The organism is Arthrobacter sp. KN11-1C (assembly GCF_052180225.1).
Classification (GTDB): Bacteria; Actinomycetota; Actinomycetes; order Actinomycetales; family Micrococcaceae; genus Arthrobacter.
Window position 1 is genome coordinate 385,758 of sequence record NZ_CP197467.1, and the last position, 22,544, is coordinate 408,301.

Consider the following 22,544-nt stretch of genomic DNA (forward strand, 5'->3'; position numbering starts at 1 on the left):
TTTCATGTCCGGCGCCTCACTCCCATCGGATGATGACCGGCAGGCTGCTCGTGTTGGCCGAGACTTCACGTTCGGTGCCCCGGACCGCCACCACGAAGTGCTGGAGATCGTCCGCCGAGGCCAGGACTTCGAAATGGCCGGTGGGATCGCTCACGACGGCGGTCGCGGACGAATGCGGGCGGATATACGCCTCAGGAATGCCTTTGTTGTGGACATCGACCAACCTGCCGTAGACGAGGCGGGCCAGCGTGGAAGCGTTAAGCAGCGGCTCGGCGACCGGAGGGCCGGAGGGCTCGTCGAGGCTTATGCCCACGGGGACGCGGACCAGGAAGCCGAGGCCTTGGCGGATGCCGGCGTCGTATTCGTCCGGTTGGAATTCACCGCTGGAGACCACGGAGTATTGGGTGTTTTGTTCAATGGCAACCAGGAGCTTCTCCATGTTGTCCAGTTGTGTGGGTCCATGGCATTCCACGGCCACCTTGAGCTCGAGGTCCAGCAGCGGCCCCTCCCGCCGGGACCGGCCCACCCTGTTCATGGCGACGGCGTGGACCGTGACAGGAGCGTCCGCGGATTGACCGCTTGGCGGTTCCGAACCGTCGTCGTAACGGACGCGCGTTGGCGAGACGGCGTCGGAAAGTATCCCGAGGAGCTCGGTCAGGGATGATCGCACAACACCCACGGTGACACTCCAGTCCACAAAGTGGTCCAGCTAGCCGTTGTGCTCTACGTTACTCCCGCACTGGTCCGCGAGTCACCGGGGTTCAGGCGTCACTCCATTCGATGGTTGGCTGTTGGCGCCACACCGTTGCGGGCTGTCATGGTGGCCTCGATGACCCCTTGCATGAAATTCATGACCGCGCGGAGTTCTTCCGGCGAAAGTGCGTCAATGACCGGGGCGATGGCACCTGCCAGGGGAGAGAACAATTCACTGCCGGTAGCGCGCGCGGAATCAGTCATCTCCAGGTGAACCTGCCGGCGGTCCTTCTCGCTGCGGCGGCGTGCCAGGTGGCCTGCCCGGTCGAGGCGGTCCACCAGCGCAGTTGTTGCCGGCGAGCTCAGGTTGAGCGCCGCTCCGAGCGCCCCGGGAGTCATGGTCTTGCCCTCCCGCGCGGCAGCGACCATTGCCGCCAATGCACTCAGGTCTGTTCGGTGGAGGTGGTGGCGGTTGCTGACAGCCTCCACGTAACGCTCCGTTTCGACCGTGAACTGCTGGAGAAGCCCGAGGAGTGCAGCCGCGGACCGAACGTCGTGCTTGTCATCCATGAGGCCTCCTTCAGCCTCAAATTATCCCACCGGGATGCCATTGACCAATTATCTCCATGATAGATATATTTCACCATGGAAGTAACTACGAAGGGGGCGGCCATGATGGACCGACGGCCTGGAATCGGCCGACGAAGCAGATCGCGATGGTGGGTGGCGGCGGCGGTGCTATCGCTCGTGGCGTGGATGGCCATCGGTGGAATCGGCGGCCCGACCTTTGGAAAGCTCGGCGAGGTGTCCAGCAACGACCAGGCATCCTTCCTGCCGGCGAGCGCCGAATCCACCGAAGCCCGCGCATGGCAAAGCAAGTTCACTTCCAGCGGCAGTGTTCCCGCGGTGGTGCTGTTCGAGTCTCCCGAGAAACTTTCACCCGCTCAACTGGCCGGGTTGGCGCCCCTCGGCACCCAACTGTCCGCCGTCGTCGGGGTCAGCCGTTCGACGTCGACGGTCGGGCCGATTCCGTCCGCGGATGGCAAGGCGGTGCAATTCATCGTCCCCGTGGAGGAAGGAAACGGCGTCAAGGCGAGCATCCAAGCGCTTCGCGCAAAGGCAACGGGGTATGCGGCGGGGGCAGGGCTTCCCGCTGGAACAACCAGCTACGTGACGGGACCGGCGGGCTTTCTCGCCGATTTGGTCAACGCTTTTGGCGGCATCGACGGAATATTGCTCTTCGCTGCGCTGGGTGCTGTCTTGGTCATCCTGCTGGCGGTCTACCGATCCGTGGTGCTGCCCTTTGTGGTGCTCCTTACCGCCGTCTTCGCGCTGTGCGGCTCCATCCTGGTGGTCTTTGCCTTGGCGAAGGCGGGCGCAATCCAATTGACGGGACAAAGCCAAGGGATCCTCTCCATCCTGGTGGTCGGCTCGGCCACCGACTATGCGCTCCTCTTTGTGGCCCGTTACCGTGAGGCGTTGGGCCACGCGTCGAACAAATGGTCGGCTGTTGGACGGGCGTACAAGGGTAGCTTTGGGGCCATCGTGGCCTCCGGTACGACGGTCGCGCTGGCGTTGCTTTGCCTGCTCTTCTCGGAGCTGAATTCAAACCGGGGGCTGGGACCTATCGGCGCGATCGGAATAGTCTTCTCAATGTTGGCCAGCCTGACGCTGCTTCCCGCGGCGCTTGGACTTCTCGGCCGGTCCGCATTTTGGCCGCGTACGCCGAGGAAAGCCCCAGCTGCGAGCGCCGCCCCGGGTGCCGCCGTCGCCGCAGCGGGTGCTGCGAGCGCCGCCCCGGGTGCCGCAGTCGCCGCCCCGGCCGACCCCGACATCCCCCGGGTCTGGAGGCGTCTGGCTGGCATCATAGCCAAGCGGCCCAGGGCCGTATGGCTGGGGGCTGCCGCCGTTTTGGTGGTCTGCGCTTCAGGCCTGCTGCAACTCCAAGCGAGCGGTGTTCCGCAGTCTGCGCTCATCCTGAGCAAATCCGAGGCAGTGGACGGCCAAACGGCAGTGGGCCGGCACTATCCCGCCGGCGCAGGAAGCCCTGTGGTGGTGGTCGCCGAGGAAAAGTCGGTAGCCGTGGTGCTTGCTGAAGTCAAGGCCCAGGAAGGCATCTCGGATGCATCCGTGGTTGCCGCTCAACCGGACCCCGGCGCCCGACCGCTGGCGGAAGCCGCGACCGGCGCTGCCCCTTTGGTGCGGGACGGCCGGGTGTTGATCAATGCCACCCTGTCCTCGGAGGCCGACTCGGCGAAGGCCGAACAGGTTATCGCCACGCTCCGGCAGAAGCTCCATGAAAAGGCCCCCGGAACCCTGGTGGGAGGAACCACGGCCACAGCCGCGGACACCAACGCGAGCGCGCAGTCTGATTTGTGGCGCATCATCCCGATTGTCTTGGCGGTCATCCTGTTGGTGCTCATGGCACTGCTGCGTTCCATCCTGGCGCCGCTCTTGCTGATAGGAACCGTGGTGCTGTCCTATGCCGCCGCATTGGGTGTCTCGGCCTGGGTGTTCAACCATGTGTTTGGATTCCCCGGAGCCGATGCCTCGGTTCCGCTCTTCGGTTTTGTCTTCCTCGTAGCCCTGGGCGTGGACTACAACATCTTCCTCATGACCCGTGTCCGGGAAGAGTCGATGCTCAACGGAACCAGGGCCGGCATCTTGAAGGGGCTCGGCGCCACCGGCGGAGTGATTACCTCGGCCGGCGTCGTTCTTGCTGCAACCTTTGCCGCCCTGGGGGTCATTCCGATCCTCTTCCTTGCGCAGATCTCCTTTATCGTGGCGTTCGGGGTGCTGCTCGACACGACGATCGTGCGGTCGCTCTTGGTGCCTGCGCTGTCCTACGACGTCGGTTCCCGCATTTGGTGGCCGGGACGCCTGGCCCGCCATCCGGCGTCGAAAGAGGTTCAGCGGGCAACCACGGCTTCCTGATCCCGCCACCAGGCCACGGTCGCCGCCATCGCGTCCGCACGCGGCGTCGGTTCGAGCCCGAGCTTGGCCTGGCTCGCCGTGGAGTCCATGACGAACGGGCGCTCAAACTGGTACAGCATTTCGGCCAGCTCCCGCATGTCGGTTGAAAACTTCCCGAGTGCCCGGAGCAGCCAACCGGGAACCACACTCAGCTTCGGTTCGGGAACGCCGGCCGAGCGTGCGAAGTTTCCCGCAACTTCCCGCATCGTCATTGCCGGTCCCGTGGGGGCATGCAGCACCGAGTCCCAGAGCTCGGGCTTCTGGGCCGCGGCAATCATGGCTGCGGCGAGATCCGGTACATAGGTGAAAGAGTGTGGCTGCTCGGCGCTTCCGAGAACCTGTACCGTCTTGCCCTTCAGGATCAGCGGGACCATGCGCTCGCCGGCGTGCGCCATCCGGGCCCGCGGCCCGAAGAAATCGCCTGCCACCACGCTGACGGTGTTCGCGGCGTGGGTTTGCCGGGCTTTCAGCAGGGCGGAACGGATTCCGCGCTTCCCGCCGGCCGCTTCGCGCGGGCTGTTTTCAGTGATGGTCTTGTCCGGCTCGCTGTAGGAGTAGAGGCTTTCAGGGAAGACGACGACGGCGCCCGCCGCCAATGCCGCGTCCATCACCACGCGCTCTGCTCCGGGAAGCTCGGCCGCCCAGGCTTTGGCGCGGTAGGCGGAACCGTGGATGCAGTGGAAGACGGCCGTGGCGCCGTTGAACGCTTGCGCCAACTTGGCCGGATCCGAGACATCCACGCGGAGCTTTTCGACCAGCGGGTGGTCCGGGCCGCTGCCCGAGCGCGTCAGGACACGCACCTGTTCTCCGCGATCCGCGAGTTCTTCGGCAATGGTCCATCCGACGGGGCCTGCTCCTGTGACGACGTACATGGTGTTGCTCGCTTTCCGGCTGGGATCTATTGGTGGATTCTTGGTTCGAGAGCAGTGCTCTCTGAATTCAGGATGGATCTTTTCGTACTGCATGTCAAGAGCACTGCTCACATTTGTTGCCAGTGCTCTCATTTGTGGCATGCTGGGGTGATGGACCTCCCCGCAGCCGCAGTTGCCAAACACACGACGCCCCGCGAGCGGGCCCGGGCCCAGACCGTGGCTGACATTGTCCGGCTGGGCCGCCAGCACCTTGCCATGCATGGCGCCGCGGGCCTGTCCCTGAGGGCGGTTGCGCGCGACCTCGGCGTGGTGTCTTCTGCCGTGTACCGCTATGTGGAGAGCCGCGACGAACTGCTGACCCTCTTGCTGATTGACGCGTACGGCGAGCTTGGCGACGAAGTGGATGCCGCCGTCGACGCCTTGCCGGAGGACGACTATCGTGGCCGGTTCCTGGCGCTCGGCCGTGCCGTCCGCCAGTGGGCCGTGCGCGAGCCGGCGCGGTACGCCCTCCTGTTCGGCAGTCCGGTGCCCGGATACCAAGCGCCCGCAGAGCGCACCACCGAACCTGGAACGCGGGTGATTTACCGGATGGTGGGGATCTTCGACGCCGCCTACCGCGAGGGTGCCTTGGTTGCCGAAGTGGCGCCCGCCGTCGTCGTTCCTCCCGCTCTTGCCGCGAACCTGGCGGACATCCGGTCCGCACTGGGCGTCGCCGTTCCCGAGCCCGTGTTGGCGAGGGGCGTGCTGGTGTGGACGTCGGTTTTCGGGGCGGTCAGCTTCGAGGTGTTCGGCCAATACGGGGCCGACACCTTCGCCGCGCGGGACGAGCTCTTCGAGCACCAGCTCGAGGTGCTGCTGGGGGTCGTGGGGCTGTAGCCGCGAAGGTACAGTAACTGCATGGCTCGTGGACTTGCTGACATTGGCGCGGAGGGCGTTTTACTCGCCGGAGCAGGCCGCGCCATCCTGATGCAGATCGCCGATCCCGCGGTCGGTCACGGCGTTGCCGAGCATAGCAATTTCGCCGAGCGGCCACTTGACCGCTTGCGTGCCACCATGACGTACGTCTACGCCGTGGTCTATGGCTCGGAAGAGCAACTGGCCGCGGTGCGCCGGGCCGTGAATCGTGCGCACGCCCCGGTTCGCCGGACGGCGGACGAGGTGTCGAAGGGGTACAACGCCTTCGATGCCCACTCGCAGCTCTGGGTCGTGGCGACACTCTATGACACCGCCGTCACCGTTTACGAAAAGGTCCACGGAGCCCTCGACGACGACACCGCCGACCGGATCTACCGTGAGTACGCGCGGATCGGGACGGCCTTGCAGCTTCCCCCGGAACTCTGGCCGGCCGACCGCCCGGCCTTCGCGCACTATCGGGACGAATCCCTGCGGAACCTCGAGCCGGACGCCGCCGCTTTGCGAGTGGCCCACGAGCTCCTGCACCCCGCGAGCGGACCCTTCTTGATGCGTTTGAGCATGCCGTTGGTCCGCCTGCTTACAGCCGGGCTCCTGCCGGAGCGGCTTCGCGCGGGATTCGGACTTCCTTGGAAGGCGCATCATCGGCGCAGCTACGACGCCATCATGCGGTTGTTGGCCGTGGCTTATCCAAGGCTTCCGGAAAAGGTCAGGCATTGGCCGAAGAACTACTATCTTGCCCAGCTCGGCCCGGGCGAGTAGCGCGCCGTCCGCCAGCCCGCCGTCCGCCGGCCCGCCGTCGAGATCGCCGGAACGCTGCGGAGTCGCCGGAGCGCTCAGGCGAACCCGCGCTGTTCCCGCGAGTTCGACGTCGGCAGCAGGGTTGAGCGCACTTGACTCAACTTTGGTTTGACATCGCGCCGGCCCTGAGTACAGTTGAGTGCAGAACGCTCAACTAGCCGAAGGTTGAGTGCTCCCCGGCTCCAAATCCCTCCACAGGGAACGGAAACGGGTGAAATCTCGATCGTCGGCCATTGAAAGGAAGCACCATATGTCACGCGCTGTAGGTATCGACCTCGGAACCACTAACTCCGTCGTCTCTGTTCTCGAAGGTGGCGAGCCCACCGTCATTGCCAACGCCGAGGGTGGCCGCACCACGCCGTCGGTCGTTGCATTCTCCAAGTCCGGCGAAGTCCTGGTCGGCGAAATTGCCAAGCGCCAGGCCGTCAACAACATCGACCGCACCATCGCTTCCGTGAAGCGCCACATGGGCACCGACTGGTCCGTCGCTATCGACGACAAGAAGTACACGCCGCAGGAAATCTCCGCGCGCATCCTCATGAAGCTGAAGAACGACGCCGAGAGCTACCTCGGCGAGAAGGTCACCGACGCTGTCATCACCGTCCCGGCCTACTTCAACGACGCCGAGCGCCAGGCCACCAAGGAAGCCGGCGAAATCGCCGGCATGAACGTCCTCCGCATTGTCAACGAGCCCACGGCCGCTGCACTTGCCTACGGCCTGGACAAGGGCAAGGAAGACGAACTCATCCTGGTCTTCGACCTCGGCGGCGGCACGTTCGACGTCTCCCTGCTGGAAGTCGGCAAGGACGACGACGGCTTCTCCACCATCCAGGTCCGCGCCACCGCCGGCGACAACCGCCTCGGCGGCGACGACTGGGACCAGCGCGTCGTTGACTACCTGCTGAACCAGCTCAAGATCAAGGGCATCGACCTTTCCAAGGACAAGATCGCTCTGCAGCGCCTTCGCGAAGCTTCGGAGCAGGCCAAGAAGGAACTCTCTTCCTCCACCAGCACCAACGTCTCCCTCCAGTACCTCTCCGTCACCCCCGACGGCCCGGTCCACTTGGACGAGCAGCTGACCCGTGCCAAGTTCCAGGACCTCACCAAGGACCTGCTCGAGCGCACCAAGAAGCCGTTCCACGACGTCATCGCCGAGACCGGCATCAAGCTCTCTGAAATCGACCACATCGTGCTCGTGGGCGGTTCCACCCGTATGCCCGCCGTCTACGACCTCGTCAAGGAACTCGCCGGTGGCAAGGAGCCCAACAAGGGCGTCAACCCGGATGAAGTTGTCGCCGTTGGCGCAGCCCTCCAGGCCGGCGTGCTGAAGGGCGAGCGCAAGGACGTCCTCCTCATCGATGTCACCCCGCTCTCCCTCGGTATCGAAACCAAGGGCGGCGTCATGACGCACCTGATCGAGCGCAACACGGCCATCCCCACCAAGCGTTCCGAGACCTTCACCACCGCTGACGACAACCAGCCGTCCGTGGCCATCCAGGTCTTCCAGGGCGAGCGTGAATTCACCCGCGACAACAAGCCGCTGGGCACGTTCGAACTGACCGGCATCGCACCGGCACCGCGTGGCGTCCCGCAGGTCGAGGTCACCTTCGACATCGACGCCAACGGCATCGTTCACGTCTCCGCCAAGGACAGGGGCACCGGCAAGGAGCAGTCGATGACCATCACCGGCGGCACCGCGCTGTCCAAGGAAGACATCGACCGCATGGTCCGTGAAGCCGAGGAGCACGCAGCCGAGGACAAGGCACGCCGCGAGGCTACCGACACCCGCAACACTGCCGAGCAGCTCGCCTACTCCGTGGACAAGCTCATCGCCGAAAACGACGACAAGCTGCCTGAAGAGGTCAAGACCGAGGTCAAGGCCGACGTCGACGCCCTCAAGAAGGCCCTCGAAGGCACCGACGACGCAGCAGTGAAGACCGCTTTCGAGAAGCTGCAGCACTCGCAGTCGAAGCTCGGCGAAGCGATCTACTCGCAAGCCGGTTCCCCGGATGGCGCAAGCAGCGCCGCTGGTGCTGAGGGCGCTCACGCCGATGCCAAGGGTGCCGATGAGGACATCGTCGACGCCGAGATCATCGACGAAGACGAAAAGAAGTAAGCATGCCTCACCACGGCAACGACGCAGAGCACTCACCGTCCAACAACGAGGGCAACGAGCAGCACAAGCCGGTCATTCGGGATAACCGCAAGGTTGACCCGGAGACCGGGGCCGCCCGCCACACCCAAGGATCGGCAGCTGAATCCAACGCCGCTGCCGCCGAGGGCGACGCCCTGTCCCAGGCTGAGGAAATTCTCAACGGCATGGAGGTTCCGGCTGAAGAGTCGGTAGCCCCCGGAGCCGCTGCAGAAGCAGAGGCCGCGGAACTCCGCAACGACCTCCTGCGCCTGCAGGCTGAGTACGTCAACTACCGCAAGCGCGTCGAACGCGACCGCGCCGTCGCAGGGGAAATGGCCGTCATCGGCGTCCTGAACTCCCTGCTGCCGGTGCTGGACGACGTTGACGCCGCCCGCCAGCACGGCGACCTCGTGGACGGCCCGTTCGCCGCGATCGCCGCCAAGCTGGAGAACGCGCTGAAGACGTACGGCTTGGAGCGCATCGCGGAAACCGGAGTCGAATTCGACCCCACGATCCACGAAGCCCTTATCCAGCAGCCGGGCGAGGACATCGAAGTAGACACGGTCAGCCAAGTGCTGCGCTCCGGCTACCGCTCCGGCGACCGAGTGCTGCGCGCGGCCCAGGTCATCGTGGCTGTGCCGGCTTAGGTTCTCACCGCGCTAGGTGTGCTCACCTCGCTAGGTGTGCCCACCGCGCCTTCGCGGATGAGGGGTAGCCCCGCGAAGTGAGACAAGGGGCCCCGCCCCTTCGCCGGGTGGCTAAGGATCTGCGATCCTTAGCCACCCGGCTCCGGCAGGCCCGATGCCACTCCCGGGCCCCTTGCCTCACTCCGCTCCTGCGGTCGTCTCGCCTAAGGTGGGATAAGCGCAGCGCAGCTGGATAGGGGGCCGCGGCGTGGCGGGCACCGCGAAGCGGGCACGGCCCCCTATCCAGCGGAGCGCAAAACTTGACCAGAACGAAAGAGAGAAGCCGAGTGGCCAGCCAGGACTGGGTTGAGAAGGATTTTTACGCCATCCTTGGTGTCGCCAAGGACGCCTCTGACGCTGACATCAAGAAGGCGTACCGCAAGCTTGCGCGGAAGTACCATCCGGATACCAATTCCGGGGATGCTGCTGCGGAGAAGAAATTCAAGGACATCTCGGAGGCCTATTCGGTGCTCTCGGATGCCGAGGAGCGCCAGCAGTACGATGCCATTCGCGCCATGGGCGGGGCACGCTTCGCTCCGGGCGCGGCTCGCGGCGGGCCGGCCAACGGTGGCTTCGAGGACCTGTTCGGCGGGCTTTTCGGCGGCGGCGGACGGCAGCCTGCCGGGGCCGGAGGCATCCCTCCCGAGTTCGCTGATCTGTTCGGCGGCGGCTTCGGCGGTGGGCAGACCGGTTTCCAGCGAGCCCCGCAAAAGGGCAGCGACCGTACGGCGTCCACCTCGATTTCCTTTGCCGGCTCCATTCACGGAACCACGGTGAGCTTGCGCGAAAGCAACGGCAACGTCATCGACGTGAAGATTCCCGCGGGCATCAGGGACGGCCAGAAGGTCCGCCAGCGTGGCAAGGGCAACCCCGGCGCGGCCGGCAATGGGGACCTCATCATCACGGTGAACGTCAAGCCCCACGATTTCTTCAACCGCGACGGCGACAACATCCGCATCCACGTGCCGGTCACCTTCGCTGAGGCGGCTCTGGGTTCCAACATCCACGTGCCAACGCTCGACGGCGACACGGTCACCGTCCGCGTCCCGGCGGGCACGCCTTCCGGGCGCACGCTCCGGGTCAAGGGCCGCGGCGTCAAGACATCGAAGGGCACCGGCGACCTGCTGGTGACGATCGACGTCTCCGTCCCGCAGAACCTGAACAAGCAGGCCGAGGAGGCCGTCAAGGCGTTTGCCGCGGCGACCGCCGACGCCGACCCCCGCCACGACCTGGCCTCCAGGGCCCGCTTGTAGCGGCAGAACACAATGGGAGGGGACGCAGGCATGGGCATCGACATCAACCAGCCGATCTTCGTCATCTCCGTCGCGGCCGAACTGGCTGACATGCACCCGCAGACCTTGCGCCAGTACGACCGCCTCGGCATCGTGTCGCCGAGCCGTGCCCCGGGCAAGTCCCGGCGATACTCCCAACGCGACATCGACCGCTTGCGCGAGGTCCAGCGGCTCTCCCACGAGGGCGTGTCCCTCGAGGGCATCAAGCGCATCCTCGAGCTCGAAAACCAGGTGGCCGCGCTGCAATTCCGCGTTGCCGAACTGAGCGAGGAACTTCAACGGCGGAGGAGCCCGATGGAGGCCCGCGTTTTCGCAGCGGGAGCAGCCGGCGACGTCGTCAGCCTGGTCCGCGGGCAGCGCCCCCGGGCGCGGTCCCAGGCAGTCGTGGTCTGGCGGCCGCGGCCGGGGGAGTAGTCCCTAGGCCTGCGAGAGGGACGCCAGGAGCACCGGCGTTTCCTGCCCGGCCCAGCTGCCGTAGAGAGACCCAGTGCCCCGCAATGCAGCCGAATTTTCTGAACCCTGTGTACCCACATCGAGGACACGGTTCACCAACAGGGTGAGCTCACCGGCGTCGATGCTCGTGACGCCGTCGTTGGTGATCGGGGCTGCCGGGCTCAGCGCAGGCACTTCGCTACCGGGGGTTCCACTGCCCCTGACCTCGACGGAACTCTTGCGTGGCTCCATCACGCCGTCCACGTCCACGAACTGTTCGGCTTCCTGCTGTCCCGTAAGGATGGCGGTGGCCAGGGCAACGACGTAGACGGGATCGGCGCAGGCGTCGTACACCCACCTCGTGCCCAAAACGGAGTGTTCCATGGTGCCAAGAAGCGAGTCCTTTGCCCCGGGCAATTCCGAACCCCGGTAGCTCAGGGGAACCTGGTAGATCTTGCCGCCTTGGGAGACCAAATGGGTCTCGAGGCCGACTTCGCCGTCCGGATCATCGAAGCGGTACGCGCCGAGCAGCTCGGGCGGTGCGGAGCCGTCCTGGGTGAACCACGGCTGGACGGGCAAATACTTTTCGATGAGTTGAAGTTTGCTGGGACTCAGGGTTGCTCGATGGATGATAGCCATGCGGTCCAGCCTAGGCCAGGTCGAAACGGTTGCTTCAGGGCGAACCTACTCCGCGAACAACCCCGCCAGGTCCTCCGCCGTGAGCGCGCCACCGGACAAGGCATCGCCTTCCATGACGTCCGCGAACAGCTGCGACTTCCTGGTTTTGAGGGCCATGACCTTTTCTTCGATGGTGTCCTTCGCCACCAGGCGGTAGACCATGACGTTCCTTGCCTGCCCGATCCTGTGGGTGCGGTCCACGGCCTGTGCTTCGGAGGCCGGGTTCCACCATGGGTCAAGCAGGAACACGTAGTCGGCTTCGGTGAGGTTCAAGCCGAAGCCGCCGGCCTTCAAGGAAATGAGGAACACCGGTGCTGCGCCGTTCTTGAATTCGCTTACGACGTCGGCCCGGTTCCGGGTGCTGCCGTCGAGGTAGCAATATTCAATGTCCTCCGCGTCGAGCCGTTCCCGGACCTTGCCCAGGAACCCCGTGAACTGGCTGAAGATGAGGGCCCTGTGCCCCTCGGCAACAATGTCTTCCAGCTGCTCGAACAGCACATCCAGCTTGGACGAGCGCACCGCGGAGAGGGACTCGTCCACGAGGGAGACATCCAGGCTCAGCTGCCGCAGAAGGGTGAGCGACTCGAAGATAGTGAAGCGGTTCTTATTGACATCGTCGATGAGCCCAAGGATCTTCTGCCGCTCACGCTGCAGGTGCGTCTGGTACACCTTCTGGTGCCGCGGGTTCAGCACCACTTCCAGCACCTGCTCCTGCTTGGGCGGCAGGTCCTTGATCACTTGCTCCTTGGTGCGGCGCATCATGAGGGGACGGACCCGACGTCGGAGCTTGGCGAGCTGGGCCTTGTCGCCGTTCTTCTCGACCGGCTTTTGGTAGTACTCCGCAAAGCGGCGCGGGCTGGAGAACAGTCCCGGTGCGACAATCGAGGTCAGCGCCCAGAACTCCATGAGGTTGTTCTCAAGCGGCGTTCCCGTGATGGCCAGCTTGAAGGATGCCGGGAGCTTGCGGGCGCACTGGTAGGCCTTGGACTGGTGGTTCTTGACGAACTGGGCTTCGTCGAGCATGAGCCCGGCCCATTCCTTGGCCGCGTACGCCTCGTAGTCGATCCGGAACAGCGCGTAGGAAGTGATGACGACGTCGGTCCCGGCCATGGATTCCTGCGGATCCGCGCCGCTTTTGGCGAAGGTCTCCCCAATGGTCTTCACGCTCAGGCCGGGCGCGAAGCGCTGCACTTCAGCGGCCCAGTTGCCCACGACGCTGGTGGGCGCGACCACCAAGAACGGGGCGCCGCCGCCCGAAACGCCCGCACTGTTGGCGCTGTCCGCACCGGATTCAGCCTGCTCCTTCGCCGCGCACATCAAGGCAATGGCCTGCACGGTCTTGCCGAGGCCCATGTCGTCAGCCAGCACACCGCCGAGGCTGTGCCGGTACAGGAAACTCAGCCAGTTGAAGCCCTCCAACTGGTACGGACGCAGCTCGGCGTCGAGCGAGCCCGGCAGCGGCAGCCCGGTCACGCCGTCGTCGAGCAGGCCGCCCACGGCCTCGCGCCAAGCCGCCGCCTGCTCATCGACAATGCCCAACTGCGCGAGCTCATCCCAGAGCCCGGCCTGGAAACGGCTGATCTGGAGGGTGCCGTGCCGGTCCGGGTTGTCCTGCAAGGACCTGGCTTCGTCGATCAGTGCGCGGAGTTGGTGCAGTTCCGGCAGGTCCAGCGAGAAGTAGGCGCCGCTGGGCAGCAACATCCGGCTCTGGCCGGCCGCGAGGGCGGAAAACACTGCGGCGAAGGACACCGGTTCACCTTCGAGCGTGATGACGATGCCGAGATCGAACCAGTCGCGGCTGTCGGTGGCCTTCGTCGAGATGGAGACAACGGGAGCCTCGGTGGCCTCGCGGTAGTCGGCGATCTCGCCGGAGGTGTCCACGACGACGTCGGGCAGCTCGCGGAGCCGGGGCAGCACCTCTTCGGTGAAGGCCAGGGTGTCGAGCCCGTCCAGCGCTTCCGAGGCCGCTAGCCGCGGAGCACCCCATCCACCGCTCGACGACTCGCCGAGCGCGCCAACCACGTCCCAAGGCCGGCCCAAGGTCTCGAGGATGCGGGCTTCCTCGGCGTCGTCGCGGTAGCCGTGGTCGTCCGGGTGCCGCCACAGCGGCTGGGCGGTCACGAGTTTGCCGGCTTTGTAGTGCCACTCCCAGTGCAACCGCACGCGGTGGTCGGAGCCGTAGTTCGCCAACAAGGAGAGCGTGGGCACGGCCAGGACCGGCAACTCCACGGAATGGTCCGCCGCCGTGACCCGGGTGGACTGCTTGAGCTTCGGATAGAACGCCGTGAGGAATCGTTCCTCATCCTTCGCCGGGATCTGGAGCCGGGACGCGCCCATGACGAAATCGAGGAGTTCCTGGGACTCGCCGCCCTCCAAGGGGGCCAGCGTAATGAGGTTCTCGGGTGCCGATACGCCCGGCAAGTGACCCTCGCCGGGACCCGTGAAGAACAAGCCGTGCGCCGGACGCCCAAGCAAGCCCAAGGTCGCGGGATCAAGGGCGTCCCCGCCCAAGGTCACCGACGGCGCCAGCTGCAGTCCGCCGTCGGGCCGGTCGCTTTCCAGCCGGCTCAGGTCAAGCCCGACGACGGCGGGCTCCGCGGCAATGCGGACCGGCTCGGTCCCGCCGGAGTGGATGAGCGAAACCCCGACTTTCGAGGCTTCGGCCAGCAGGCTCCACAGGTTCTTGCCGGCGAATTCGTTGAGAAGCATCCACATGCTCGACGTGAGCTGCCGGTAGTCCGCGGTGGAATGCGCGGCCAGGAAGTTCTGCATCCAGTCGATATGGGCTTCATTGAACTCGCGCTTGTAGCCAAGGTAGTTCAGGTTGGTCCAGGAAACGTCGCCCCGGATCCACTTGCCCTTGGCTCCCATCATCACCGGACGGGCCTTGAGTTGGCGCACGCTGCGGAGCGGATCGCGCCGGCCTGTGTAGGAGAAGTGCGGGGCCGGTTCTTCCACCTCGAAGGCCAGGGCCAGGGGGAGGCCCTGGCCCTGCGGCGTTGTCCCCGGAGTGGCGATGAGCTTGCTCAGTGCCTGCTCCCAGGCCGGCCGCTGCACTGCTGCTCCGGGCTGGGCCGTCTGCCCGAACGCCGGCGCGCTGAGCAATTGTGCCCGCACGGTGGGATGGTCTTCGGCCGCGAAGAGAAGGGCGGCCACGTGTTTGCAGTCCTTGCGGACGGGGCAACTGCACACGCCCACAGTGCAGCTCCAGCCGCCGGGCTTGCGGACCAGCTTGGCCGACGTCGAATACGGCGACGGGCCACTGCCCCTGATCTTGCCCATCATCAGACCCGTGGCGGAGTCGAAGGTGATGGCGCTGACCCGGCTTCCCATGGCATAGGCGAGGCCGGCCGCGAGGGAGCGGTCGTTAATGGCGGGTGTCTGAATCGCCAGTTCCCAGGAATCGTCTGAGTGGGAAGGCATTCGATAAGGCTACTTTCGGCAGGAGGCTATCTATGAATCCTAGGGCCCAGGCAGCAGCCCTGAAACTTTGCCGGACGTTCACCTCCGCCTAGCTTGCCCGACAACCGCCCCCGCGTACGTTGAAAGGGTCCGGAGCAGCACAAGCTTCCCAGCAGTGAGGAAATCCCATGACCAGCAATGAGAACCCCGTCGTTCTGACGAAGGACAGCATCGAGGCCGACAACGCCGACGTTGTGGACGCGAATGTCACCGTGGTCAACGAGATGTACGAGGAGCTCCTCAACCATGAGGAAATCGCTACCAACGCCCTGCGCAGCTACTTTGTGGACTACTACCTGACACAGGCACTCGCGGGCGGATTCGCCCAGTACGTGTTCACGGTTCCGGAGCGCGAAGAGGTGGATGCGTTTGTCCGCGAAGGCCTCGAAGGAATGGGCGCCAAAGGCCACCTCGAGCTGTTCAACCGCACCGCCGCGGCATTCGACGCGCTGTCCGAAGACGACGCCGAGGCCTACCTGGACGGCGACCTTGACGAGTCCGAGGTGGCGCCGGAAGCCGTTGCCGAGCTCGAGGCCCTCGACGGCGAATTCGAATCCCTCCTCGAGACCGAAGACATCATCGAACTCAACGCAGCGTGGCTCCGCAGCCAGGACGGCGTGCTCTACCTGGACGAGGAGCAGCTCAAGGCCCTCATCGCCGAGCGCGTAGCCCTCATCCCGAACCTCGAAGAGCGCCAGGCCGAGGCAGCCGAAGCCGAGCTCGAGAACGCTCCCGAATTCGAGCTCATCATCCGCGAACTGTGCGACGTTGCCGGCTACCAGCTGGAGAAGATCACCATGGGCGATCCCAACTACGAGCACGACGGCGAGACTATCCTTGCCTGGCACTTCGCTACGGACCACGGCAACTACATCATGATCGAAGAGGACGACGAAGCTTTCATGATCCACCCCGAGACGAAGGAAATCATCGCCGCGGTGGAGTTCGAGGACGCTGACGAGTTCGAAGACGCCTAAAACGCCCGCTCACCTTTGGGGCCTTCAGGCCAAACGCTCGCTCACCTTTAAGGCCTTCAGGCCAAACGCTCGCTCAGATCTGCCGGCCGGTCCGGACAGATCTGAGCGAGCGTTTGTCTTTTGGGGTGCAAAAGTGAGCGAGCGTTTCAGTAGCCCATGCTGCTGCTGCTCGGGGTGGTGCTGCTGCTCGGGGTCACCATGGAGCCGGACGGGCTGACGAGCGACCAGACACCGCCCACGCCTTGGCCGTAGGTGTCGCCGGAGTCTTCGTCCTTGGAGTAGAAGTAGATGGGCATCCCGTTGACGGTGATTTGCATCTTGCCGTCTGCTGTGGGGATGGTGCCGATGGTTCCGCTCACCCCGTCAACTGCCGGCATGGCCGACGTCGTGGTCACGGGAGGCCAGAGGGTAGCGCAGCCGCCGGTGCAGGCACTCTTGCCGGAATCCTTGGCGTCCTTCGCGAAGATGTAGACGCTCTTGCCGTTCGCCGCAACCACTCGTTCGCCGAAGCTCGACGACGCCGTCTTCAGTTCCGCCGCGCCAGCAGAAGTGCTCGACGACGAGCCACCGGAGCTCGCCGAACTCGACGCCGCCGAACTCGACGCCGCGGGGCTTGAGGCGCTCGAGGACGTGGACGACGCGCCGGGGCTTCCTCCGCAGCCAGTGAGGGCGATGGCCAGAGCAAGGATCCCGAGCCCGGTGCCGAGTTGCTTCTTCATGGTTTGCTCCTTCGCTTCGACCGGCCGAGGACGTGCCGGAAGCTAACCCGTACGACGCCGCCGGGTGAAGAATGGTTCAGAGGGCTTGAACCTTTTTCGTAGCGGGCACGTCGTATCGCAGGAGAAGGGGAAGCCGAGCACCAAGGAGGCGCCGATGCCGCTCGACGAGGACGTGGTGGCCGCGATCTACCGCGACCACGGCACGGCGCTGCGCCGTTTCGTGCTGAGCTGCACGCCGGACGCGCACTTGGCTGAGGACGTGGTGCAGGAGACCATCCTCCGCGTGTGGCAGCACGCACCGCAGATCACCGGCAGCTTGCGCAGCTATTTGTTCCGGACTGCCCGCAATGTCATCATCGACAACTACCGCAAGGCCCAGCGGCGCCCGGCAGAGGCTGCCGAACGCGACATGGCGGATCCCGAGGAGGCCACCGAACGGGTGGACGAGCTCCTCAACCGGGTCCTCATGGAAGAGGCGCTCCTGCGGCTCAGCACCGAACACCGGGAGGTCCTGGTAGCACTACATTACGAACGTTTCACGGTGACCGAGGCCGCGCTGAGGCTCAACATCCCCAGCGGCACGGTGAAATCCCGGGCCTTCTACGCCGTCAGGGCGCTTCGCACGATTCTCGACGAAATGGGGGTGCAGCGGTGAACGAAACCGGACTTCACCAATTGCTGGGCGCCTACTTGCTCGGCGGACTCGAGCCTGCAGAGGCCCGGGTTTTCGAGGAGCATTTGGCAAGCTGCGCCGATTGCCGGCTCGAGTTGGGCGAGCTGGAAAGCCTCCCGGCCCTCCTCGACGCCGTCCCCGTGCCCGACGCCGTCGCGCTCGCCGCCGGGCGCCCCGCCGTCGAGCCTTCCGCCGTCGAGCCCGCCGCCGCGGCCACTGCCGACCCCCGCTCACTTATGGGGGGTCTTTCAGAAACGCTCCCGCAGCCGATTCTCCTGAAGATGGCAGCGCGGCGGCGGAAGTCCCGACGCCGGTGGACGGCCCTGGTGGGTGCCGTTGCCGCCGCCTGCCTTGGAGTGGGCATCCTGGCGGGGCCGGTGTTGAACCAGCCGCCCAAGCCGGACGCCAGCTATTCGGTGCAGACGGACAACGGCCTGCAACTCACGGTGGGGCTCGTCCGGAAGGCGTGGGGGACCGAGCTGCAGCTGGAAGGCCGCAGCATGCCGCCGCAAGGCACCATGTACCTGTGGGTCAAGGGCCGCGACGGCACGGAGGAAATGGCCTGCGGCTGGACTGCGACATCCAGCGGGCACATCAAGGTCACGGGCGCGACGCCGGTCCAGCTCGCCGGGATTTCGGGGGTGGAACTGCGTGACGACTCCCAGAAGACGGTCGCGGTGATTTCGGTCCCGGGGAGCTAGGGGTTTCCGGGACCTGTGGGGTTCACCGGGCTAAGTGGTTGCCGCCTCAGGATCGGCCAAATCGCTTCTCTCCCAGATGGGCATGTCCAGCCGGTTGAAACTGTAGAGATGGATTCCCGAGACACCATCCGGCTGCGCCATGAGCCCGGACACCAGGCTCTCCGGTGAGTATTTGTCCGGGCCCAGGAGTTTGCGGGCAAGAGTTCCCTTGTTGCTGAGGAACTTCAGCGACGTCCCGACGCCGATCTGGGTTGCCAGGGCCAGCAGTTTTGTCCGAGGAACCGCTCCGGCCACGCCGGCCCATACGGGAAGCTCGACGCCTTCCCGTCGCAGGAGCGCCGCATAGTCGAGGACCTTCGACGCGGAGAAGCACATCTGCGTGACAACGTGCGTGGCCAAGTGTTGTTTCGCCAACAAGGCGTCCAGCAAGTCGAGCCCGCTCACGGAAGGATGCCCCTCGGGATAACCGGCGATGCCCGCAGTGATGCTGCCGCCGGAGTACTCGGAGATATCCGCCAAGAGGGGAAGGCTCGATCGGTAGGGGCCCGCGCCAAGAGGTCCGTCGCCACCGATGGCGAAGACCTCACTGATCCCTGCAGCGTCGCAATCGCGGAGGATGCCGGAAAGCTGCCCCCGGCTCTCCAGCCCACGTGCCGAGAGGTGCGGAATCACGGTGTAGCCAAGGAGGCTGAGCTTGACGGAAGCCTCCATGGTCCGTGCGATGCCGTGATGGGGCAGGCAGGTCACGGTGAGCGTCGTGGAAAGCGGTACTGCTGCCTGGACTCTCTCAACGATTCCGTCTGAGGGAATGATTTCAATCCGGGTGGGAAACATGCTGGCTCCTTCCGGATCAGGCCGTCGCGTGGTGTGCGAGGAGGGTGCGGGCTTCCTGGCGGGTGGTGCCGGAGTCCTGGATGCCTTCGGCGATGTGGGCGAGGTGGGCGGGGATTTCGCGGCCTTTTTTGCGCATCGCGGTGGCCCAGAGCCGTCCGGCGCGGTAGGAGGAGCGGACCAGGGGGCCGGACATGACGCCGAGGAAGCCGATTTCCTCGGCTTCGGTGGCGAGGTCGACGAATTCCTGGGGTTTGACCCAGCGGTCCACGGGCAGGTGCCGTTCGGAGGGGCGCAGGTACTGGGTGATGGTGATCAGGTCACAGCCCGCGGCGTGCAGATCACGCAGGGCTTCGGAGATCTCCTCGCGGGTTTCGCCCATGCCCAGGATCAGGTTGGATTTGGTGACCATGCCGTGGGCCCGGCCCTGGGTGATGACGTCCAGGGAGCGGTCGTAGCGGAACGCGGGGCGGATGCGCTTGAAGATCCGGGGCACGGTTTCGACGTTGTGCGCGAAGACTTCAGGGGCTGAGTCGCAGATCGCGGCGATGTGTTCGGGTTTGCCGGAGAAGTCCGGGATGAGCAGTTCGACGCCGGTGCCGGGGTTCAGTTCGTGGATCTTGCGGACGGTTTCGGCGTAGAGCCAGACGCCTTCGTCTGCCAGGTCATCGCGGGCGACGCCGGTGACGGTGGCGTAGCGCAGGTTCATGGCCTGGACGGAGCGGGCGACCTTGGTGGGTTCGAACATGTCCACCGGGGAGGGTTTGCCGGTGTCGATCTGGCAGAAGTCGCAGCGGCGGGTGCATTCGGAGCCGCCGATCAGGAAGGTCGCTTCCTTGTCTTCCCAGCACTCGAAGATGTTCGGGCAGCCGGCTTCCTCGCAGACGGTGTGCAGGCCTTCTTTTTTCACGAGGTTCTTCAGGCCCACGAATTCCGGGCCCATCTGGACCTTGGCCTTGATCCACTCGGGCTTGCGTTCGACCGGGACGGCTTTGTTGCGCTGTTCAACGCGCAGCAGCTTACGGCCTTCAGGTGCCAGGGTCATGAGGAACTCCATAATTCAGGTGGCGCGCACGCGCCACGATGAGTCGGTTCCTCCCCGCTCTGTATTGGACCTGAGAGTTTCCGCGTCTGTGCCTCGTGGCTGGACGCTTGCACCGTCGGTGAGCCCGGTTGCCCGGGCTGCTTTCCAGAGTTGCCTTGCCGCGGCGGTACATGGGCCTGAGAGATTCCTGGGGAGGATTTGCTCCTACGGCGCCTGCTGAAAATGTACCGGCAGGACTCTCCCGCCGCAGATCATAAGCACGTGCCGCCTTCCGGTGACACGTCTCACATGGTATCCGGTGCCTGTACGGCACGCAAAGAACCTGTATCCAATCGTGAAGCTAGATCCTGCGATAACTAAGGTCGAAGATCATGCGCCCCGCCTCGTGGGCCTTGTTCTCGAAGCTGGTGCGGATGCGGCCATCGAAGCGTGGAGCCCATCCGCCCACGTGGTCCACTCCCTCGTTGGGGCCGGTGTGCTCGGTGCTGACCGGTGCCCGGCCTTCCTTGACGGGTGCCCCGCCCACCATGTATTCGACTCCGGACTCCCATACTTGGGTGAGGGGGCTGTCCGCGCCGGCCCGTTCGCGGTCGTGCAGGTTCTCAAACTCGGTGGAGCCGGCCAGGACCTCGCGGACGTGGACGGCGTAGTTGGACCAGTCGGTGGCGATCCGCCACAGGCCGCCCTTCTTGAGGGACCGCGCAGCGAGTTCGGCGAACGCGGGCTGGATGAGGCGGCGTTTGTGGTGCCGGGACTTGTGCCACGGGTCGGGGAAGAAGACCCAGAGCTCGCTCACCGAACCGGCAGGGAGCATGGAGGCGAGGACCTCGGGGGCGTTCGCCTCCACCACGCGGACGTTGCTGAGCCCGCGGCTGTTGATCTTGATCATCGTGTTGGCCAGGCCCGGGGTATAGACCTCCACCGCGAGGAAGTCCTTGTCCGGGTTCTCCTCCGCGGCGTGGCATACGGCGTCGCCAAGTCCCGAACCGATTTCGACGATCAGCGGCGCCTTGCGGCCAAACTCCGCTTCGGCGTCGAACACGTAGTCCGGATGCACGGAAGTGTTGGCAATGTGCCGCGGAACCTGGATGGCCCAGCGGTCCGAGTGCTCCTCCCACGCGGCCTGGCGTCGGCCCTGAAGCCGCGTCCCCCGGCGCACGAAACTGACTGGACGGCCGCCATAGGTGCCGAAGGAGGCCTGGCTGCCAGGGGTCACGGGGCGCGAAGACTGCGGTGTTTCAGGGGAATCTGGGGTTTCACTCATCCCCTCCAGAATACCGTTGCGGAGCCAAACGCCCGCGGCGGAACCTGCATACGCTCCCGTCATGAGCCGCCCCGGTATGAGCGTGACTGCCAGAATGGGTTGGTGACCTCCGCTTCAAGCGCCCCCAAGAACACCACGCCGCACTCCGGCGCCCCCGAGATCCTCGTCGACGCCGAGATCGACGAGCTTCCCGCCGCCGGGCCCACCCAGGTCCGGACGCGCGGCGGACTGGTCTTCCTCGGGATCTGCCTGGTCCTCATCGGCCTGAACCTGCGGACGGTCTTCTCGAGCTTTTCGGCTGTCCTTCCGGAAGTCACCGCCGACGCCGGACTGCCGGGCTGGGCGGTGGTTGTCCTCACCACGGTGCCGGTGACCTTGCTGGGAGTCTTCGCGCCGCTCGCGCCGGTCCTGGCCCGCCGCTTCGGTGCCGAGAGGGTGTTGCTCGGCGCGATGGCCGTGCTGACGGCGGGACTGCTGATCCGTTCCGTGGACCTCGCCGGCGCGGGGCATTTGCCGGCCCTCCTTGCCGGAACCGCGGCGTGCGGCGCCGCGATCGCGCTCTGCAACGTGCTGCTTCCCGGCGTGGTCAAGCGCGACTTCCCGCACCGCCTGGGACTCATGGGCGGTCTCTACACGACGGCGATTTGCGCGTCTGCCGCGCTTGGCGCCGGTTTCACGTATCCCGTCTTCACGGCGGCCGGGAACTGGACCTCGGCGCTGTGGTTCTGGGCGCTGCCCGCCGCCGTCGTACTTTTGCTCTTCCTGCCGCTCGCGATCCGCCAGCATCCCGTCCGCCACAACGCCGGCAATGGCGGTGCGAACGTCTGGCGTTCCGCCGTTGCCTGGCAGGTCACCATCTTCATGGTGTTGCAGGCGATGATGTCCTTCAGTGTGTTCGCCTGGTTGGCGCCGATTCTGCGTGACCGCGGGATCGACGGCGGGACGGCCGGCTTGATTGTGTCCGTATCGATTGTGCTGCAGATGCTTGGTTCGTTCGTTGCTCCGGGGCTTGCGGCTCGCCTCAAGGATCAGCGCTTCATCAACACCGTGGTGGCGCTCATGACCGGTGGTGGCTTCGCCTTGAGCATCTTCGGACCCACGAACTTGATTTGGGTGTGGACCGGACTGTTGGGCCTGGGCCAGGGGAGCCTCACGGCCGTGGCGTTGACCATGATCATGCTGCGGACCCGCGATTCGCACACCGCGGCGCACCTTTCCGGCATGATGCAGGGCGTCGGCTATGGCTTGGGCTCCACGGGAACCCTGATGGTCGGCCAGTTGCACCAAGCGACCGGCGGCTTCGCGGCTGCCGGCATCCTGTTCCTCGTGGTGGGTTCCCTCGCGGCCTTCTTTGGCTTCCGCGCGGGCCGGAACCGCTACGTCGGCTAACCCAACTAGC

20 protein-coding genes and 2 riboswitches are annotated in these 22,544 nt (G+C 65.4%); of the genes, 11 read left to right on the forward strand and 9 right to left on the reverse strand.

From position 1 onward, the window contains the following. Positions 1 to 16 precede the first annotated feature (16 nt). Both ACSBOX_RS01890 and ACSBOX_RS01895 read right to left on the reverse strand, forming a co-directional pair. Positions 17 to 679: a hypothetical protein gene (locus ACSBOX_RS01890; RefSeq protein ID WP_442544540.1), complete on the reverse strand. Its 663-nt coding sequence runs from the start codon at positions 677 to 679 to the stop codon at positions 17 to 19. An 89-nt stretch (positions 680 to 768) separates the two neighbouring features. Beyond that, positions 769 to 1,263 carry a MarR family winged helix-turn-helix transcriptional regulator gene (locus ACSBOX_RS01895; RefSeq protein WP_442544541.1) on the reverse strand — a complete coding sequence of 165 codons (495 nt, stop codon included), beginning with the start codon at positions 1,261 to 1,263 and terminating at the stop codon, positions 769 to 771. A gap of 102 nt (positions 1,264 to 1,365) precedes the next feature. On the opposite strand from ACSBOX_RS01895, the gene ACSBOX_RS01900 reads away from it, so the two are divergent. After that, positions 1,366 to 3,627: an MMPL family transporter gene (locus ACSBOX_RS01900; protein ID WP_442544542.1), complete on the forward strand. Its 2,262-nt coding sequence runs from the start codon at positions 1,366 to 1,368 to the stop codon at positions 3,625 to 3,627. On the opposite strand, the gene ACSBOX_RS01905 is transcribed toward ACSBOX_RS01900, so the two are convergent. Then, positions 3,603 to 4,538 carry an NAD-dependent epimerase/dehydratase family protein gene (locus ACSBOX_RS01905; RefSeq protein ID WP_442544543.1) on the reverse strand — a complete coding sequence of 312 codons (936 nt, stop codon included), beginning with the start codon at positions 4,536 to 4,538 and terminating at the stop codon, positions 3,603 to 3,605. The genes ACSBOX_RS01900 and ACSBOX_RS01905 overlap by 25 nt on opposite strands. A 150-nt stretch (positions 4,539 to 4,688) precedes the next feature. Here ACSBOX_RS01905 and ACSBOX_RS01910 point away from each other — a divergent pair, with 150 nt between their 5' ends. The 6 genes from ACSBOX_RS01910 to ACSBOX_RS01935 all read left to right on the forward strand — a co-directional run bounded on the left by ACSBOX_RS01910 (position 4,689) and on the right by ACSBOX_RS01935 (position 10,777). Then, on the forward strand, positions 4,689 to 5,414 hold the full coding sequence (locus tag ACSBOX_RS01910; protein ID WP_442544544.1) for a TetR/AcrR family transcriptional regulator: 726 nt from the start codon (positions 4,689 to 4,691) through the stop codon (positions 5,412 to 5,414). A 21-nt stretch (positions 5,415 to 5,435) separates the two neighbouring features. After that, positions 5,436 to 6,212, forward strand: coding sequence for an oxygenase MpaB family protein (locus tag ACSBOX_RS01915; protein WP_442544545.1), 777 nt, complete (start codon positions 5,436 to 5,438; stop codon positions 6,210 to 6,212). Between the two features lie 289 nt (positions 6,213 to 6,501). Next, positions 6,502 to 8,367, forward strand: coding sequence for a molecular chaperone DnaK (dnaK, locus tag ACSBOX_RS01920; protein WP_442544546.1), 1,866 nt, complete (start codon positions 6,502 to 6,504; stop codon positions 8,365 to 8,367). A gap of 2 nt (positions 8,368 to 8,369) precedes the next feature. Further along, complete coding sequence (locus tag ACSBOX_RS01925; RefSeq protein ID WP_442544547.1) at positions 8,370 to 9,032, forward strand: nucleotide exchange factor GrpE; 663 nt, start codon at positions 8,370 to 8,372, stop codon at positions 9,030 to 9,032. Positions 9,033 to 9,358: 326 nt separating this feature from the next. Further along, a complete protein-coding gene (locus ACSBOX_RS01930; protein ID WP_078107408.1) occupies positions 9,359 to 10,324 on the forward strand; it encodes a DnaJ C-terminal domain-containing protein in 966 nt (321 codons plus the stop codon). A 30-nt stretch (positions 10,325 to 10,354) separates the two neighbouring features. Then, positions 10,355 to 10,777, forward strand: coding sequence for a heat shock protein transcriptional repressor HspR (locus ACSBOX_RS01935; protein WP_442544548.1), 423 nt, complete (start codon positions 10,355 to 10,357; stop codon positions 10,775 to 10,777). A gap of 3 nt (positions 10,778 to 10,780) precedes the next feature. On the opposite strand, the gene ACSBOX_RS01940 is transcribed toward ACSBOX_RS01935, so the two are convergent. Next, entirely contained in the window at positions 10,781 to 11,434 is a 654-nt protein-coding gene (locus ACSBOX_RS01940; RefSeq protein WP_442544549.1) for a CG0192-related protein, read from the reverse strand. Between the two features lie 45 nt (positions 11,435 to 11,479). Then, positions 11,480 to 14,896, reverse strand: coding sequence for a DEAD/DEAH box helicase (locus ACSBOX_RS01945; RefSeq protein WP_442544550.1), 3,417 nt, complete (start codon positions 14,894 to 14,896; stop codon positions 11,480 to 11,482). A gap of 167 nt (positions 14,897 to 15,063) precedes the next feature. On the opposite strand from ACSBOX_RS01945, the gene ACSBOX_RS01950 reads away from it, so the two are divergent. After that, positions 15,064 to 15,912 (forward strand): DMP19 family protein, encoded by an 849-nt coding sequence (locus tag ACSBOX_RS01950; protein ID WP_442544551.1) that lies wholly within the window; start codon positions 15,064 to 15,066, stop codon positions 15,910 to 15,912. 146 nt (positions 15,913 to 16,058) lie between these two features. On the opposite strand, the gene ACSBOX_RS01955 is transcribed toward ACSBOX_RS01950, so the two are convergent. Continuing rightward, positions 16,059 to 16,631 (reverse strand): COG4315 family predicted lipoprotein, encoded by a 573-nt coding sequence (locus ACSBOX_RS01955; RefSeq protein WP_442544552.1) that lies wholly within the window; start codon positions 16,629 to 16,631, stop codon positions 16,059 to 16,061. Between the two features lie 154 nt (positions 16,632 to 16,785). Between ACSBOX_RS01955 and ACSBOX_RS01960 the strand changes: the two genes are divergently transcribed. After that, on the forward strand, positions 16,786 to 17,286 hold the full coding sequence (locus tag ACSBOX_RS01960; RefSeq protein ID WP_284752887.1) for a sigma-70 family RNA polymerase sigma factor: 501 nt from the start codon (positions 16,786 to 16,788) through the stop codon (positions 17,284 to 17,286). Further along, positions 17,283 to 18,005 (forward strand): anti-sigma factor family protein, encoded by a 723-nt coding sequence (locus ACSBOX_RS01965; RefSeq protein WP_442544553.1) that lies wholly within the window; start codon positions 17,283 to 17,285, stop codon positions 18,003 to 18,005. The genes ACSBOX_RS01960 and ACSBOX_RS01965 overlap by 4 nt, the downstream gene beginning before the upstream one ends. A gap of 30 nt (positions 18,006 to 18,035) precedes the next feature. Here ACSBOX_RS01965 and ACSBOX_RS01970 read toward each other — a convergent pair whose 3' ends face one another. From ACSBOX_RS01970 to trmB, 3 genes are all read right to left on the reverse strand, one after another. Next, positions 18,036 to 18,839, reverse strand: a complete 804-nt coding sequence (locus ACSBOX_RS01970; RefSeq protein ID WP_442544554.1) for a methylenetetrahydrofolate reductase — start codon at positions 18,837 to 18,839, stop codon at positions 18,036 to 18,038. 16 nt (positions 18,840 to 18,855) lie between these two features. After that, entirely contained in the window at positions 18,856 to 19,881 is a 1,026-nt protein-coding gene (gene lipA / locus ACSBOX_RS01975; RefSeq protein WP_442544555.1) for a lipoyl synthase, read from the reverse strand. A gap of 49 nt (positions 19,882 to 19,930) precedes the next feature. Further along, a riboswitch (glycine riboswitch) is annotated at positions 19,931 to 20,034 on the reverse strand. A gap of 1 nt (position 20,035) precedes the next feature. Then, a riboswitch (glycine riboswitch) is annotated at positions 20,036 to 20,135 on the reverse strand. Positions 20,136 to 20,221: 86 nt separating this feature from the next. Continuing rightward, the gene (gene trmB / locus ACSBOX_RS01980) at positions 20,222 to 21,145 is read right to left on the reverse strand and encodes a tRNA (guanosine(46)-N7)-methyltransferase TrmB (RefSeq protein WP_442544556.1); all 924 of its coding nucleotides are present in this window, start codon (positions 21,143 to 21,145) and stop codon (positions 20,222 to 20,224) included. Positions 21,146 to 21,247: 102 nt separating this feature from the next. Between trmB and ACSBOX_RS01985 the strand changes: the two genes are divergently transcribed. Beyond that, entirely contained in the window at positions 21,248 to 22,534 is a 1,287-nt protein-coding gene (locus ACSBOX_RS01985) for an MFS transporter (protein WP_442544557.1), read from the forward strand. Positions 22,535 to 22,544 lie beyond the last annotated feature (10 nt).

Coding starts and splice junctions, on each gene's coding strand:
- ACSBOX_RS01895 (WP_442544541.1), bottom strand. CDS start 1,263: ATGGATGACAAGCACGACGTTCGGTCCGCGGCTGCACTCCTCGGGCTT.
- ACSBOX_RS01900 (WP_442544542.1), top strand. CDS start 1,366: ATGATGGACCGACGGCCTGGAATCGGCCGACGAAGCAGATCGCGATGG.
- ACSBOX_RS01905 (WP_442544543.1), bottom strand. CDS start 4,538: ATGTACGTCGTCACAGGAGCAGGCCCCGTCGGATGGACCATTGCCGAA.
- ACSBOX_RS01910 (WP_442544544.1), top strand. CDS start 4,689: ATGGACCTCCCCGCAGCCGCAGTTGCCAAACACACGACGCCCCGCGAG.
- ACSBOX_RS01915 (WP_442544545.1), top strand. CDS start 5,436: ATGGCTCGTGGACTTGCTGACATTGGCGCGGAGGGCGTTTTACTCGCC.
- dnaK (WP_442544546.1), top strand. CDS start 6,502: ATGTCACGCGCTGTAGGTATCGACCTCGGAACCACTAACTCCGTCGTC.
- ACSBOX_RS01925 (WP_442544547.1), top strand. CDS start 8,370: ATGCCTCACCACGGCAACGACGCAGAGCACTCACCGTCCAACAACGAG.
- ACSBOX_RS01935 (WP_442544548.1), top strand. CDS start 10,355: ATGGGCATCGACATCAACCAGCCGATCTTCGTCATCTCCGTCGCGGCC.
- ACSBOX_RS01940 (WP_442544549.1), bottom strand. CDS start 11,434: ATGGCTATCATCCATCGAGCAACCCTGAGTCCCAGCAAACTTCAACTC.
- ACSBOX_RS01945 (WP_442544550.1), bottom strand. CDS start 14,896: ATGCCTTCCCACTCAGACGATTCCTGGGAACTGGCGATTCAGACACCC.
- ACSBOX_RS01950 (WP_442544551.1), top strand. CDS start 15,064: ATGACCAGCAATGAGAACCCCGTCGTTCTGACGAAGGACAGCATCGAG.
- ACSBOX_RS01955 (WP_442544552.1), bottom strand. CDS start 16,631: ATGAAGAAGCAACTCGGCACCGGGCTCGGGATCCTTGCTCTGGCCATC.
- ACSBOX_RS01960 (WP_284752887.1), top strand. CDS start 16,786: ATGCCGCTCGACGAGGACGTGGTGGCCGCGATCTACCGCGACCACGGC.
- ACSBOX_RS01970 (WP_442544554.1), bottom strand. CDS start 18,839: ATGTTTCCCACCCGGATTGAAATCATTCCCTCAGACGGAATCGTTGAG.
- lipA (WP_442544555.1), bottom strand. CDS start 19,881: ATGACCCTGGCACCTGAAGGCCGTAAGCTGCTGCGCGTTGAACAGCGC.
- trmB (WP_442544556.1), bottom strand. CDS start 21,145: ATGAGTGAAACCCCAGATTCCCCTGAAACACCGCAGTCTTCGCGCCCC.